Origin of the sequence: Blautia caecimuris (assembly GCF_024622975.1) — a bacterium.
Taxonomy (GTDB): Bacteria; Bacillota; Clostridia; order Lachnospirales; family Lachnospiraceae; genus Blautia_A; species Blautia_A caecimuris.
The window spans coordinates 125,597-140,418 of the sequence record NZ_JANJZT010000008.1 but is presented as its reverse complement, the minus strand read 5'-3'; the positions used below and the strand labels follow the sequence as shown (position 1 = coordinate 140,418).

16 protein-coding genes and 1 rRNA gene are annotated in these 14,822 nt (G+C 42.5%); 4 read left to right on the top strand and 13 right to left on the bottom strand.

The features are described 5' to 3' along the window. Positions 1–185: ribosomal RNA gene (locus NSA57_RS07435) — 16S ribosomal RNA — on the bottom strand; the annotation flags it as partial. An 820-nt stretch (positions 186–1,005) separates the two neighbouring features. Between NSA57_RS07435 and cobI the strand changes: the two genes are divergently transcribed. After that, positions 1,006–1,698: a precorrin-2 C(20)-methyltransferase gene (cobI, locus tag NSA57_RS07430; protein WP_257464453.1), complete on the top strand. Its 693-nt coding sequence runs from the start codon at positions 1,006–1,008 to the stop codon at positions 1,696–1,698. 738 nt (positions 1,699–2,436) lie between these two features. On the opposite strand, the gene NSA57_RS07425 is transcribed toward cobI, so the two are convergent. From NSA57_RS07425 to NSA57_RS07400, 6 genes are all read right to left on the bottom strand, one after another. After that, positions 2,437–2,601 carry a helix-turn-helix domain-containing protein gene (locus NSA57_RS07425; RefSeq protein ID WP_243873684.1) on the bottom strand — a complete coding sequence of 55 codons (165 nt, stop codon included), beginning with the start codon at positions 2,599–2,601 and terminating at the stop codon, positions 2,437–2,439. 62 nt (positions 2,602–2,663) lie between these two features. Continuing rightward, a complete protein-coding gene (locus NSA57_RS07420; RefSeq protein WP_147599636.1) occupies positions 2,664–3,755 on the bottom strand; it encodes an ABC transporter permease in 1,092 nt (363 codons plus the stop codon). Then, positions 3,742–4,632, bottom strand: a complete 891-nt coding sequence (locus NSA57_RS07415; RefSeq protein WP_147599653.1) for an ABC transporter ATP-binding protein — start codon at positions 4,630–4,632, stop codon at positions 3,742–3,744. The genes NSA57_RS07420 and NSA57_RS07415 overlap by 14 nt, the downstream gene beginning before the upstream one ends. Continuing rightward, a complete protein-coding gene (locus tag NSA57_RS07410) occupies positions 4,620–5,384 on the bottom strand; it encodes a hypothetical protein (RefSeq protein ID WP_147599635.1) in 765 nt (254 codons plus the stop codon). Before NSA57_RS07410 ends, NSA57_RS07415 begins: the two co-directional genes overlap by 13 nt. After that, positions 5,371–5,904, bottom strand: coding sequence for an RNA polymerase sigma factor (locus tag NSA57_RS07405; protein WP_147599634.1), 534 nt, complete (start codon positions 5,902–5,904; stop codon positions 5,371–5,373). Before NSA57_RS07405 ends, NSA57_RS07410 begins: the two co-directional genes overlap by 14 nt. Before the next feature lie 397 nt (positions 5,905–6,301). After that, positions 6,302–6,472, bottom strand: a complete 171-nt coding sequence (locus tag NSA57_RS07400; RefSeq protein ID WP_257464452.1) for a hypothetical protein — start codon at positions 6,470–6,472, stop codon at positions 6,302–6,304. A gap of 436 nt (positions 6,473–6,908) precedes the next feature. On the opposite strand from NSA57_RS07400, the gene NSA57_RS07395 reads away from it, so the two are divergent. Both NSA57_RS07395 and NSA57_RS19595 read left to right on the top strand, forming a co-directional pair. Next, positions 6,909–7,109: a hypothetical protein gene (locus tag NSA57_RS07395; RefSeq protein WP_243873682.1), complete on the top strand. Its 201-nt coding sequence runs from the start codon at positions 6,909–6,911 to the stop codon at positions 7,107–7,109. Between the two features lie 183 nt (positions 7,110–7,292). Next, positions 7,293–7,493: a hypothetical protein gene (locus tag NSA57_RS19595; RefSeq protein ID WP_330671311.1), complete on the top strand. Its 201-nt coding sequence runs from the start codon at positions 7,293–7,295 to the stop codon at positions 7,491–7,493. A gap of 84 nt (positions 7,494–7,577) precedes the next feature. Here the strand turns inward: NSA57_RS19595 and NSA57_RS07385 are convergent, their stop codons facing one another. Both NSA57_RS07385 and NSA57_RS07380 read right to left on the bottom strand, forming a co-directional pair. Next, positions 7,578–8,156: a GIY-YIG nuclease family protein gene (locus NSA57_RS07385; protein ID WP_022067001.1), complete on the bottom strand. Its 579-nt coding sequence runs from the start codon at positions 8,154–8,156 to the stop codon at positions 7,578–7,580. A gap of 55 nt (positions 8,157–8,211) precedes the next feature. Then, complete coding sequence (locus tag NSA57_RS07380; RefSeq protein WP_147599633.1) at positions 8,212–9,078, bottom strand: pyridoxamine kinase; 867 nt, start codon at positions 9,076–9,078, stop codon at positions 8,212–8,214. Positions 9,079–9,181: 103 nt separating this feature from the next. On the opposite strand from NSA57_RS07380, the gene pdxR reads away from it, so the two are divergent. Then, a complete protein-coding gene (pdxR, locus tag NSA57_RS07375; protein WP_257464451.1) occupies positions 9,182–10,546 on the top strand; it encodes a MocR-like pyridoxine biosynthesis transcription factor PdxR in 1,365 nt (454 codons plus the stop codon). Here pdxR and NSA57_RS07370 read toward each other — a convergent pair. From NSA57_RS07370 to cbiB, 4 genes are all read right to left on the bottom strand, one after another. Then, a complete protein-coding gene (locus NSA57_RS07370; protein ID WP_147599631.1) occupies positions 10,543–11,184 on the bottom strand; it encodes a precorrin-8X methylmutase in 642 nt (213 codons plus the stop codon). The two genes, pdxR and NSA57_RS07370, sit on opposite strands and share 4 nt — an antisense overlap. Further along, positions 11,181–12,704 carry a cobyric acid synthase gene (locus tag NSA57_RS07365; protein ID WP_257464450.1) on the bottom strand — a complete coding sequence of 508 codons (1,524 nt, stop codon included), beginning with the start codon at positions 12,702–12,704 and terminating at the stop codon, positions 11,181–11,183. The genes NSA57_RS07370 and NSA57_RS07365 overlap by 4 nt, the downstream gene beginning before the upstream one ends. A gap of 1 nt (position 12,705) precedes the next feature. After that, the gene (locus tag NSA57_RS07360; RefSeq protein WP_257464449.1) at positions 12,706–13,749 is read right to left on the bottom strand and encodes a pyridoxal phosphate-dependent aminotransferase; all 1,044 of its coding nucleotides are present in this window, start codon (positions 13,747–13,749) and stop codon (positions 12,706–12,708) included. Positions 13,750–13,849: 100 nt separating this feature from the next. Then, positions 13,850–14,821, bottom strand: a complete 972-nt coding sequence (gene cbiB, locus NSA57_RS07355) for an adenosylcobinamide-phosphate synthase CbiB (RefSeq protein ID WP_147599628.1) — start codon at positions 14,819–14,821, stop codon at positions 13,850–13,852. Position 14,822 lies beyond the last annotated feature (1 nt).

The following is a 14,822-nucleotide window of genomic DNA, read 5'->3' as shown; positions in this document are numbered from 1 at the left end:
TTAGCAGTCATTTCTGACTGTTATCCCCCAGTGTGAGGCAGGTTACCCACGCGTTACTCACCCGTCCGCCACTAGGATTATAACGACTTCAACCGAAGTCTCTGTCAAAATAATCCCCGTTCGACTTGCATGTGTTAAGCACGCCGCCAGCGTTCATCCTGAGCCAGGATCAAACTCTCTGTAAAAGTGTGTAAGCAATTCAGCAATGCTTGCATTGGCTTAATTGCATCTCACCGATTGAGCCAAAGGCTCAAGAGGTTGTTCCACTCAAGATAACTACTAGCTATCTCTCGTTTTACTGTTGTTGGTTCATCGAACCGTTCTTTGAATGTATAAAAGAATTTTCGAGAATCGTATGTGTCTCACTGTTTAGTTATCAAGGTTCTTTGTTTTCTGTCTCTCAGACAGCTCGTTTACTTTATCACATCTTTTTTTGTTTGTCAAGAACTTTTTTCAAGTTTTTTCAAACTTTTTCGATGTTCTTTTAAGTAATTCGCTCTCTCGCTGACAGCTTGTTTACTTTACCACACTCAGAAAGGATTGTCAACAAGTTTTTTGACTTTTTTCAAAGTTTTTCAAGTTGTTTCTTCAAAAGAATCATTTCTTTGTGACAGCCAGATTAATTTACCACTTTCTTCCGCCTCTGTCAACTGTTTTTTTTATAAATTTTTAACACTAATTTTTTGCTCAATTGCAATATACCTTTTACCATCTAAAATAAAACTGTTAACTATAAATGAGCAAATATCGAATTTTGCACAATACAATTCGGAATATACGGACATAAAGGAAATGCGATACTTTATATGAGCATCCCATAAAGACAAATCATCGAGGAGTTTATGCACTTTTTCAAGCCTGCTTATTTATAGCTGCTAAAATAAAATTTTAAATTTCTTTGCCCATAAAGCTTTATAAAATCAAAGCACAATATCTCCAATTGCCAACCTGCTCTTTTTTTTGTATAATGGAAGAAATTTTGTAAACCACAAGGAGGAACAATTAATGAAAGGAACCTTATACGGTGTGGGCGTAGGCCCGGGAGATCCGGAGCTGATGACTCTGAAGGCAGTGCGTCTGATCCGCGAAAATAAAATCATAGCTGTACCAGGAGCGGAGCCGAAAGATACGGTTGCCTACAAGATTGCAGTGCAGGCAGTACCGGAACTGGCAGAAAAGGAACTTCTTCCCATTTATATGCCCATGACTCATGATCCTGAGGAACTGGAAAGCAATCATGCCAGAGGCGCAAAGACACTGGAAGCAGTTCTTAATAAAGGAGAAAATATTATTTTTCTGACACTGGGAGATCCCTGTGTTTACTCTACTTTTACTTACCTTCAGCGCCTCGTGGAAGCTGACGGCTATAAAACAGCTCTTGTCAGCGGTATTACTTCTTTCTGCGCTGCTGCCGCCAGACTGAATATTCCTCTTTCTGAATGGAATCAGCAGCTTCATGTAATTCCTGCTGTGCACCGTCTGGATACTTCGTTAAACGAACACGGCAATTACATACTGATGAAATCAGGCAAGAAAATGAATCAGGTAAAGGAAATTCTCGCGCAGAGTAATCGTGATGTACTTATGGTAGAAAACTGCGGCATGGAAAACGAGCATGTATACAGAAGTGTTGAAGAAATTCCCGACAGCGCAGGATATTACTCTCTGATCATTGCCAAAGAGAAAAAAGACTCTTAATTTTTATTACAGAAATTTTATCCTTTATTGATTAAAATCAAAATTTCTATAGCAAAAGCAGGAATATTCCCGGTTTACTGTTAGTTTTACGCTGATAAGGAAGTATTCACAATAACTTATCACTAACGCTGACAGACAGAGTGCAAACAGAAACAGAGAGCTAATCACTTTCAATAGTGGTCAGCTCTCTGTTTTTCTATCTTCACTTTGTTACGCGACAGAACGTCATTTTTGAGGGTAGAAGTATAAAATATCATCTAAGCGTTTTTCACCCTCTACTGCGTAACATACCCACCCCCAAATCAGCAGTTTTATAAAACAGGTGGATTAGACCGTTTTTGAATACTGCATAATTTCCGATGGATTTTCCGACATCGGTTTATCCGACATTGGAAAATCCAACGCAATAATATAAAGATATAAATAACTATAGAAATACTAAATATGGATTTAATCAAATACCCATTCCATTCCCTTCCTATCCTTTCCCTAATCCCTCTCCTTTGGAGCAAGGCAAATCGGCAGAGCCGCCGGAATGAAAAAGAATGGAACGGGAACGGCAATATAAAAATATTGTTTGTTATGTTATGCAGTAGAACTTTATTTTTAAGAGCGGGAGTATAAATCCCTTACCCCTGCTCTTATCTTCGCTGTAATGCCGCTCAACTCAGGCGAAAAGACTTTATCGCGTAACATTCCATAATGAATACCTAAAGCGATACTCGAATAATACCTGTATCAGTTGCGCTTCCAAGCGGTCTTGAATATCAGATAGTGACCTTGAAATACAGATAGATATTTCATATACCCTCTGTAATAACATACGACATTATGTATTGCTTCCGGCTCTCCTTCAACTACTTTTTCAATGGTTTCAAAAGGTATTCGCTTTTCGTTCTTCATGTTCCAACCTCTCCCATTCTTTTCTTAACTGTTTCAGTGCTGCCAGTTTCCAATAGTTTAAATTATACGGCTTCTTTTACTTTGTACTTCAGGAATCCAGTTATCGTACAAATAATTCCAATAACCAAACTTATAAGCAATACAATTTCCTCTGCACCATACACATCATCAAGACATCCATGCATCACAAGAAAAAGAGGGGTCGCATAAATAAATATTGCGCTCATTCCCATTAAGAGCATCCTGAGAATCACAGGCATTCCCCAACAAACCGCCGATACAATCACAGCTGTAAAAGAAGTATTATATTTAGCCGATATAGCCAATGTAATTGCACACAAAAGGAAAAATCCTTGCAGTCCAAATAATAATAGTCTAACTAAATATTGAGAGAAATTCACTTGATATACAGCTCGCAACATTTTCTCTCCAAGTACTATCCCTGTCATATTAGTAAAACCATCCATTCCATAAACCAAGCCGCACAAAATAAAATCCAACAAAACAACTACAATAAAGACAGTGGCAGTTAATAAAAATGCCGAAAAAACCTTTGCATAAACATCTTTCCGCCGCCCCTCCTCTGTTGTAAAAATAAGTGGCAGCATTTTTGTCTGCCCTTCTTTTGCAAATACCGTTGAAATGCTGCATATAACCACGATACTGCCTAAAACAAGTCCAAACTGCAATAATTCAACAAAAGCACGCCATCCTTTTACATACTCCAAAGTAGGAGCAATCCCCCTGTTTTCACACACTTTTCCAAGCTCGGATTCTTCCAACGCATACGTTTGCGTGGGAAGTATTTGTGCCTGCCAGTTTCCGTTTGTGAAGTACAAAGCAACAAAATCATTCAGATAATTTCCGTCTCTCCAGTTTGGCATATTCTCGCTTAACTTAGATGGAATCCCATATTTCTTGATAATCTGATCAATTTTTTCGTCTGTGATGATTCCTTCAAATTCTTCTGTAATTTTTCGGTTTACCTGTACTGCCTCATAGCCGGAATATGATTTTTCTCCAATCACTGCAAGCTCATCCCCAACTTCTGCGAACCAAAAAAATATCATCATTAACCCTATTACAGAAAGAACTCCCCATAAAAAAACTTTCTCATGATATAACTTGTAAATTTCCATTTTAAACAACCGCATTGTTTTTCCCTCCAAGCACCTGTGTGTAATAAAGGTATGCATCTTCCAATGTTGCTTCCGTAATTTCAGCGTTTTTCATAGGCTGTATATCAGAAACAATACGCAACTCCACGTTCTCGCCGCTGTTTCGTAAGTTGCTTACCACATATTTTTCATTCAACCCCTGTACCTCACATTCCGGAACAACGCATTTCCAGACATATCCCTGCACGTCAGCAATCACCTCATTCTCTGTTCCCTGCCGGATAAGTTCTCCGTTTTTCATCATCAGGATACAATCAGCGATATATTCAATATCTGATACAATATGGGTAGACAGCAACACAATCCTTTTTTTTCCCAAAGAACTAATGATATTACGGAATCGCACCCGTTCTTTAGGATCAAGTCCTGCTGTAGGTTCATCCAAAATCAAAATATCCGCTTCATTCAAAAGAGCCTGTGCAATACCAATTCTTTGGAGCATCCCACCAGAATATGTTTTGAGTTTTTTATTTTTGACATCCTTCAAGTCAACCAATTCCAACAATTCCTCTACCCTTCCTTTTGCATAATCTCTCGGAAGTGCTTTCAGAGCCGCCATATAATTCAAAAAACGAACTGCGGTAAAATCTCCGTAATATCCAAAATTCTGGGGCAAGTATCCCAATAACTGGCGATATTCTGCGCCCATATCCGATATACGGATATTATCACAGGTAATGCTTCCATTTGTCGGCTGTAAAATTCCGCAAATCAATCGCATCAATGTTGTTTTTCCTGCTCCATTTTCCCCCAACAAACCATAGACTCCATTTGTAAATGTGAATGTGAATCCTATGACTGCATCTTTCTCCTTATACCTTTTTTGTACATCCACCAGATTTAATTCATGCATAATATTTCTCCTTTTATCATTTCTACAAATAACTTTTTGAGTTGTAGGGCAAATACACTTCCCAATATAAAACAAGCAATTCCCCACGCTCCAAGTGATACCGCTGAAAATACTGTTGGAACCGCAGAGAAAACAGTATATCCTATCGCAAGAAAAACACTGCTAATAAAAAGAAAGTATCTGTTTTCCCGTCCGATTTCTGTAGACAGGATTCCTACTGACACAATATTAGACAGAAAAAATGCTGTCACCACATATAGTCCAAGCTGTAAAATACCAATATTCAGAGAACTTCCAATGTAGAAAATAATCAACAAAAATATTGCAAGATTTATGCTGCCGACAATTACCATATAAGCTGCAACACTCTGTTTTGTACTGAAATAGCAGCTTGCTCCCAACTCTGCCATTCTGCCCAAGAATAATTTATCAATTAAAAATACAGTGAGAACAGCAATTCCAGAAACACCAATCATACAGGCAATTATCATTGTATTTATGTCTGCCCCTGCTCGCTGTAGCAGCAGTAATATACCTATACAAAAACAAACAGCTATTGCATGTAAAATAAGAAATGACTTATCCATATATAAAAACTGACTGAATAAAATTTCTCTTTGATTTAATACCGGAATTTTTTGCTGTTTTAGCTCCATGGTCATAGAAGTAAGTACCTGTTGTTTTCTTGATTCCTGAATCGCAATTTGTTTGTCAGCCTGTAAAAAAAGCTCTTTGATTTCACGATTTTCCATTTCCGTCCTCCACCATTCTCTTTAAATGCTGTACACCCAAGCGAAACCTTGATTTTACAGTTGAAACACTACATCCCATCATCTTTGCTATATCCTTAAATTTCAATTCTTCATAAGTGCGCAAAATCACGACCTCCCTGTTTTCCGGCGATAGTTCACTTAACAATTTCTGCAAATAAATCGAATTTTCTGTGTTTTGTATGCTGTCATTTTGAATGGGAAGTTTTTCAAGCGTTTCCCTCTCATAAGAATGATTGCGTTCTTTTTGCATTCTAAAATAGCTGAAACACAGATTCCTTGCAATCGTCAGTAAATATCCTTTTAAGTTATATTGGCGATAAGCCGAACTGTATTTTATAAATTTCAGAAATGTTTCCTGTGTAATATCATAAGCATCATCCTCGCTCTGAACCATATACAAGCAGAATCGGAAAATATCTGCATAATACAATTCAATCAAGTCACTTAATGCCTCCTGATTTCCACTATAAACTTCTTGCATTAGTTCCTTATCTGTCATAGTGTTTCTCCCATCGTAAAACGTCTTACATACTATATAACCATTATAAATTTTAAAAAGTTCACAAGAAAATATTTTTAATTATTACGTTTAAATTTTACTATCTACCAGATGCTTCATTTTCCTCAAAATATAGGTGAGTGTATGAAATCTCTCGTTCAAAACAGCTCCGAAACTGTACAACAACATCATTTTGAGGGTAGACGGTAGTTAATACCTCCGCGATATGTAACACCCAAAACATCGGGTCTGCACCCGATGTTTTGACCGTAAATCAACCCGAAATCATGCTGTTTTCCTGTCCTCTGTCTGTACTTTTTTCCACAAGGCAGATGTGCTTCTTCGCTTCAAAATATCCCTCCATCTCCAAGCGGAAATGACGGCAAAAGCAGGGATACTATTCTCTAACATTTTCGCTGTCCAGCTTTCTTGCCAGACACAGAATCCGGCGTTTTACCTTTGTATCCACTGTCAGGGCGGTAATCCATTTTAACCGGCGTATCGTGTTTTCAAGATTTTCACACCCGAAAGCGTATAAGATTTTCTTTTCTTCAATGTTTAACTTCAAGTTCATACCTCCATCATGTTTATTATTTGCTGTTCTGCCATTTTCCCTACAATCCGTTCCTACCCAGAATTTTCCCAGCGTTTCTAGTTCCTTTAGTATGCCCCTGTCATGGCACTACTTCCCCAGGAACGGTATCACTTGCGGCCGGTCATTCAATTTTCAATGTCCTTGTGACACTGAAATCTTAACAAAATAAACCGGCTTCTTTGTAAATTTATCTATCATCCCGGATTTATGCGTCTGCTGACAGATATAGAGGTCAGCATTGACCGAATCGCAGATATGCGTATCCAAGATATAAATTTAGTTCTGAAAAAAGCAAGGCAATCCGTTATAGAGCAGCACCAGTCACGAAACTGACCGGACTACCGCCGAACCGGAAACACCGGCAGCGGACTTACTTAAAAATGTTCCCGTCATATTGCTGGACGCTCTCATGCACAAGGAAACAGCAGACGAAAAATGGGCCTTTACTATCTGCTGGGTATTTGGAATTGATTATATGAATCTTTCAGAAGATAACCGCATTACTCTTGCATGTGTATTCAAAAAATCTTCTGTACTTCCGGCAGCCACCAGCCAGCAAGGAAAATTGAAGCTGCTGTCCCTGTTTGGAAAGAAAAAGCCGAAAGAATGACGCAAAAAGAGCTACGTTTTCCGCCAAAACGGTTCGTAGCTCTCTTATATTGCATATCATGATTATCTAAGAGTCAGCTGCTATACGGAAATCTTTTTCGTTGAAAGAGATGTGCGCTATATCGCAATCAATGACGGTGCGGTAAAGAGGATTTTTTATTTATGCGTTGCCGGAAACGGACCTATGCGGATAGCGAAAACTCTGAAAGCTGACAAAGTGCTGACAACACGCGCCCATTATGCAAAGCAGAAAGAACTTACAGAAAAGGTAAAGGAAGAACAGCAGAAAGTAGATATTATATTTAACTTTGTGGGAGAAATTCATTTGCCGACTGACCTGCAGACGGAACAGAAAGAAGCCACTAAACAGAAAAAGACGGCATAGCCCTTGAACGGAGCTATACCGCCAAATTGAAAACTATACTTCCTTGTAACCGGAAGCTCTTGGGAATTTCCTGCTTTCATTTTATCAGCGCCTTACTCCGCCGCCCTTTGTCCTGTTATAGGATTTCTCTGCGCGGAAGATCCTGATCAGGCGCTTTTCTTTTTTATTCAGTCTTTTTTCCGAACAGGGAAGTATTCTTACGTAAGCCTGCCTTCCATACTTGATATCAGCGTATACATCTCCGTTTCCTTTTCCGTTAAAATGTGAATGAACTCTGTGATACACATGGATGGACTGTCCTACATAAACATCCTTATATCTTCGAAATCCCCGTCCTCTGGGCTGATTGTCATAAATAAGAATCACGTAGCAGCCGGGACCGTCCTGATACTTATAACCGGAAGTGCCTCTCCCGCCTCTCCAGGAGCTGATCCAGTTTTTTTCAAAGTCTTTCCAGAACAACATTCCTTTGGAAATAATCTTATTCCTTTTTCTCCTGTCCATGAAAAAGGATGCCACAGGCCGTATAATCGTAATAAATACAAATACTCCCAGAATCCCCAGAACCAGATACATAACTACCTGTCCGGGATCCGGAGATTTTATATTGATCTTTTCCGGTATCTTTTTCAGTATTTCTCTGATGTATTCTGATAAATCCATATCATCCCTTATCCTCTGAAGTATATTTTACGCTTCTCCCCATACACTTCTGTTTTTACAATAACTCTCCCAGATGTTTTTCAAAGCATACCCCTTCATTGCGGTTCGTTCCCTCAAGAACCGTATCATGAATTGCCCTGGAAATAAAATTTACTGCCTTTTTTACAGTTTCCGCAGTATCCGCTCCTTTTACCATGCCTGCGCTTAAAACTGAGGCAAAAAGATCTCCCGTGCCGGAATAGCTTCCTCCTTCTTTTTTTGCCGTAACCCATTCCCAGATACTTTCATTTACGATCAGATTTGCCATTTCCGCCTCTTTGTCTGCACTCTGCGTATAAAGATCAATTCCCGTGATCACTGCTTCTGTATGAAAGTTCTCTGCGATCTTCTGTCCGGTTTTCCGGATTTCAACCATAAATGCCTCTGTTTCCAGGCCGGACAAATACTTCCACCGGCAATGCATTTCTTCTTTTCCATAAAGAAGAAGCAGCGCTTCCGTAAGATTTGGAGTGATCATACTTGCCTTTTCTGCAAGCTGACGCATTTTTTCACAAAGGGCTTCTGTATAAATGGGGTATTCCATCCCATTGTCTCCGAGAATGGGATCTGTCAGTATTCTGGTATCTGAATCTGCAAATCTTTCTATAAATTCCAGAGCCATTTCCGCCTGAACATCCCCTGCCAGAAATCCAGTATAAATTCCGTCCGGACGAAAATCCATTTTTTCCCATTGATCCATAATCTCTTCCATATGGGCTGTATAATCATCATAGTAATAGGACGGAAATCCTGTCTGTGCACTTAAAACAGCAGTGGGAAGCGGACAGGCCTGTACCCCCATCACCGAGATCACGGGAATCGCCGCTGTCAGAGAGCATTTTCCCAGACCGGATAAATCATTTAAAACTGCAATTTTTTTCAAAGCTTTTCTCCTTAACTTGCATTTTCCTTTGCTGTGCTATAGAATATCATCAACATGTATCTCAAAAAACAACCAGTTTTGCTTATTTTCAGGGGGACAGTTTATGATAAATCAGCAGTCTGCAGCAAAAGAAAAGAAAAAAAATCAGATTTTTCATTTTTCACAAAATACTGACGGCCCCGAGCTTCTTTATCTCCAGGTTTACCACCATTACAGAAATCTGATCACAGCCCGGAAGCTTCTTCCCGGAAGCCGGATGCCTTCTCTGCGTAAATGTTCTCAGGAGCTTCAGCTAAGCCGCACAACAGTGGAAAACGCTTATCTTCAGCTTGCCGCAGAGGGCTATATTATTTCCAAAGCCCAGAGCGGCTACTACGTCACTGATATTGCCACAAAAGAGCCTTTGCCCCGCCAGACGGAAAAGCCTTCTCTTCCTCCCTGCAGGTATGATCTTTCTTCTTCCGGCGTGGACCGGGAAAGCTTTCGCTTTGACCTCTGGCAGCGATATCTGAAAAGCGCTCTCCGGCAAAACCAGAGGCTTCTCACTTACGGAGAGCCTCAGGGGGAAGCAGATTTTCGTCAGGCTCTTTCCGACTATGTTTACCAGAAGCGGAATATTGCCTGTTCACCTGATGATATTGTAGTTGGCGCGGGAGTCCAGAGCCTTCTGCAGATTCTCTGCCCTCTGATCCGGGACAAAAAAACCGTTTCCTTTCCCACTCCCTCTTTTATTCAGGGCAGCACCGTATTCTCTGATTTTGGTTTCCAGGTCCGATACCGTAACAAGGACAGCGGAGTTATTTATGTTTCTCCTGCCCACATGACAAAATGGGGCGAGATCATGCCTGTTTCCAGGAGACTGGAGCTGATCCGCTATGCCGCAGAGCATAAAAGCCTGATCATTGAGGATGATTTTGAAAATGAATTTGTGTATCTTCAAAAGCCCACGCCTTCTCTGTTCAGCCTTTCGGGAGGACATGACGTTGTTTATATCGGTTCTTTTTCCAGGCTTCTTCTGCCCTCTATCCGGGTAAGCTTTATGATACTTCCCCCGGGACTTTCTGAGACCTACCGGAAAAAATCCGAATATTATAATCAGACTGCTTCCAAAGCAGAACAGATCGCCCTGTGCCAGTTTATCCGGGACGGTCATCTTTCCGCTCAGACGCGGCGGTTGAAACGGCTGTATTCTGCCAAGCTGAAAGAGCTTCTCACAGCTGTCAGAGAAACCTTTGGCCCAGACTGCAGCATCCAGATCGGAGCCGCCGGAACCAGTCTTGCCCTTACGCTTCCCTGCCAGGCAGACGGCGCATCTGTAAAAAAAGCAGCGCGACTTCTGGGACTGCGCCTTACTGTTCTGAAGGAAGACCAGTCTGCCATCACGCTGCTGCTTTCCTGCTCCTCCATGCCCACAGGAGACTTCCGTCCTGCCTGTGAGCTTTTGAAGCAGGTGATCCATAGCTTTTAATCTCTCCGGTTGTCGATCATGTAAAGCAGGGCATTGCAGATACAGGCTGCAATATTGCTTCCTCCCTTACGTCCCCGGGCCACAATATAAGGCGCTCCTGACTCCATGATCAGCTCTTTGGACTGCACCACATTCACAAAGCCTACGGGAACTCCGATGATCAGCTCCGGATCCAGCTTACCTTCCTGGATCAGTTCATAAAGACGCACAAGGGCTGTAGGAGCATTTCCAATGGCAAAGATCAGTTTTTTATTCAGGGCCGCTGCCTTATCCATACTGGCAGTGGCTCTTGTTGTACCGTTCTTTTTTGCCATTTCCGCCACATCCTTGTCCGACATAAAACAGTAAACCTCGCCTCCGTACCGGGCAAGGGCACGTTTGTTGATTCCTGATTTTGCCATCTGGGTGTCCGTTACAATACAGGCGCCGTCTTTTATGGCTGCCATTGCCTTTTCGATTACTTCAGGAGAAAAACAGAGATTGTCCGCATAGTCAAAGTCTGCGCTGGTATGAATACATCTTTTTACCACAAGCTCTGTTCCCGGAACCAGTTTTTTATCTCCCAGCTCCTCTGTTATGATCTCAAAGCTTCGTTTCTCGATATCCATGGGCTTTACATTTTCAAGCTGCACCTTCATGTTTCTGTTCCTCCTGTTCCTTCTTCCAGAATCTCATATATTTTTTTCATATCCAGGTGTTTCCGAAGCTCTGCTGCCAGAATATCATACTGGGTTTCCTTAAAAGCAGCAAAGTCCACGCCCTCCATCTGAGATACGTCAATGCCTTTTTTCTTTCCGGCTGCACGGATCAGGGCAAGAGCAGATTCCTCTTTGTCAAAAATCCCATGCACATAGGTTCCGCACACATTTTCAAAAACAGTTCCTTCTGTTTTTTCCTGTCCCGTAACTCCGTCTCTTGTCCAGGTACTTGCTTTTGCTCCGGACTTCCAGGTACTTTCACCCATATGGATCTCATAGCCGGTAAACTCCACACCGGTAAGAGGCTGATAATCCCCTTCCATATCCAGATATTTTCCGGTTACCTGGGTTCTGGTTTTCTTTTCCGCAAATACTGTATCCATTGGCAGAAGCCCCATTCCTCTCATGGTTCCTCCCGCTTCTACTCCATAAGGATCGCTTAAAGATTCTCCAAGCATCTGATATCCGCCGCAGATACCAAAAACAAGGGTGCCCTTTGCCGCAGCCTTCAGGATAAGAGCCTCCATTCCGCTTTCCCGAAGCCACTGAAGATCCTCCATGGTATTTTTTGTTCCCGGAAGCATGATCACATCCGGATTTTTCAGATCAGAAGCATGCTTTACATAGCGAAGAGACACGCCGGGAATGCTTTCCAGCGGATTAAAGTCTGTAAAATTGGAAATTCTCGGTACCCGGATCACTGCAATATCAATCTGTCCGATTTCCTGATTTCTGTCAAACCTGTCTGTAAGACTGTCCTCGTCCTCCACCTGAATATCAAGATACGGAGCAACGCCTACCACCGGAATCCCACATTTTTCTTCCAGCATTTCCACGCCCGGATCAAGAATGGTTTTATCGCCGCGGAATTTATTGATGATCAGACCTTTTACCATTTCCCGTTCGTCCGGTTCCAGAAGCTCTACCGTTCCGTAAAGCTGGGCAAACACACCGCCTCTGTCAATATCTCCCACAAGGAGAACCGGCGCCTTTGCCATTTTTGCCATGCCCATGTTTACAATATCTTCTGTTTTCAGATTGATCTCCGCCGGGCTGCCTGCGCCCTCGATCACAATAATGTCATTTTCCGCAGCAAGGGCTTCAAAGGCCTTCATCACATCCGGCACCAGTTTTTTCTTATATTTAAAATAATCTCTGGCGCTCATGGTTCCAAGCACCTCGCCGTTGACGATCACCTGGGATCCCACATCGTTGGTAGGTTTCAGAAGAATGGGATTCATGAGAACAGAAGGGGCGATTCCTGCTGCCTCTGCCTGCATCACCTGAGCTCTTCCCATTTCAAGCCCTTCCTCTGTAATAAAAGAATTCAGCGCCATATTCTGTGATTTAAAGGGGGCTACCCGATAGCCGTCCTGCTTAAAAATACGGCACAGCCCTGCGGCAAGAAGACTTTTTCCCGCGTTGGACATTGTACCCTGTACCATAATTGCTTTTGCCATATTATTCTCCCTCCAGACCTTTTTTCAGAGCTTCCAGAAGCCTTTCATTTTCCTGATGCGTGCGAACCGCAACCCGGTAAAAGCCCTCTGTCAGACCCGGATAATTGCTGCAGTCCCGGATGATCACTCCGTTTCGGATTCCTTTTTCAAACAATCCTGGCTCTCCCCTGAAAAAAATATAATTTGCCTCAGAAGGATACACGGTAAATCCCAGCTCCTCCAGACCTTTTTTCAGGCAGGGCGCCTCCTCAAATATTGTTTTTCTTCCTTTTTCTACATAGGCATTTTCTTTCAGGGCAGCAATCCCTGCCATTTCTGCCATAACAGAAATATTCCAGGGCTGAGTCACCTGAGCCATCTTTTCCAGAAGCTCTTCGTTTTCGCTGAGGCCATAGCCCAGCCGGATCCCCGCCATGGCATAACGCTTTGTAAACGCTTTCAGAATAAAAAGATTATGATATCTGGAAAGCTGCGCTTTCAGAGAATATTTTCCCGGCTCCTTTACAAAGTCAAGAAAACACTCGTCCACCACCAAAAGGATTCCCAGCTCTCTGCAGCGCCTCAGCACATGAAAAAGAAATTCCCTGTCTGTAAGGATTCCCGTGGGATTATTGGGATTGCAGAGAAAAACCATGTCCAGATCTCCGTGAAGCCAGTCAATAAAACTTTCCTGCATACAAAAGCCGTCTTCCTCTCTGAGAAGCACATGCTCCACCTGACATCCCACACTTGTAAGAGCCTGTTCGTATTCAGCAAATGTGGGCACAGGAATCAGGGCCTTTTTGGGGCGTACAGCCTGACAGAGTGAAAAAATAAGCTCTGCAGCTCCGTTTCCGCAGATAATATGCCGGGGATCCATATCCTCGTACTCTCCCAGCGCTTCTCTTAAAGGCGCATAGCCTACCTGGGGATAGTCTCCTGTTCTGTCCAGGCTGTCTCTGACTGCCTGTTTTACACTTTCCGGGGTGCCAAGAGGATTGCAGTTGGCTGAAAAATCCATGCAGTTCCGATAAGTATATATGTTTCCTCCATGTACGTGTTTCATGTTTCTGTCTCCTGTATGTCAATTCATCCCTGTTTCCATCTGTCTGCTGCAGACTCCGCTCCGGGATCCTGTTCTTTACAGTTCCCGGAGTTCCATATGGCTACAGCAGAATCTGCAATGCCAGACGCAGACCGGCACAGATCACAAGGCTTAATACTGCCGTGGCGTACATCAGCCTGTTTGCCCTTCTGATATCCTCTGGTTCTACCGGACGCAGACTGTCTCCGATGGTGGGCTTTTCATATAATTTTCCAAAATAATATGCATTTCCTGCCAGCTGGATTTCAAGAGCTCCTGCCATTGCCGCCTCTGTCTGAGCAGAATTGGGGCTTGCATGGTTCCTTCTGTCCCTTTTGTAGATTTTTGCAGCATTTTTCCCGTTCATTCCGGAGAAAAAGGATGCTGCTACCATCAGCCATCCGGAAATTCTTGCAGGAAGATAATTGGCAAGATCATCAAGCTTTGCCGCACATCTTCCAAAATAAAGATATTTATCGTTTTTGTAGCCAAGCATGGAATCCATGGTGTTGATGCCTTTATAAAGAAACATCACAGGGGCACCGCCTGCGGCCATGTAGATCATAGGAGCGATCACACCGTCAGAACAGTTTTCTGCCACGGTTTCCACAGCAGCCTTTGTAACCCCTTCTTCTGTAAGGGCTTTTGTATCACGTCCCACGATCATGGAAACCGCATATCTGGCTTCCTCTATGGTTCCGTTTAAAAGCCGGTCATGTACCTTCATGCTTTCATCCTTTAAGGATTTTGTGGCAAGGAGCTGATAACACCAGAAGGTTTCCACAGCGCATCCCAAAGCCGGAACATTCCGGTACAGAACAGATAAGATCACTGCCGGAATCCCAAAGGATAAAAGGCAGACCAGAACTACTTCCAGAAAGCCTCCCAGAAGCTCTCCTTTTTGGGTTTTGGGAAATATTTTTCTGATTCCCTTTTCAAGTACGGCAATCAGGTTTCCGATCAGGCACACCGGATGGTACAGCCATCTTGGATCGCCGATCAGAAGATCAAGTAAAAACCCTGCTGTCAGGGCAATGGTATGATAAAACAAAATT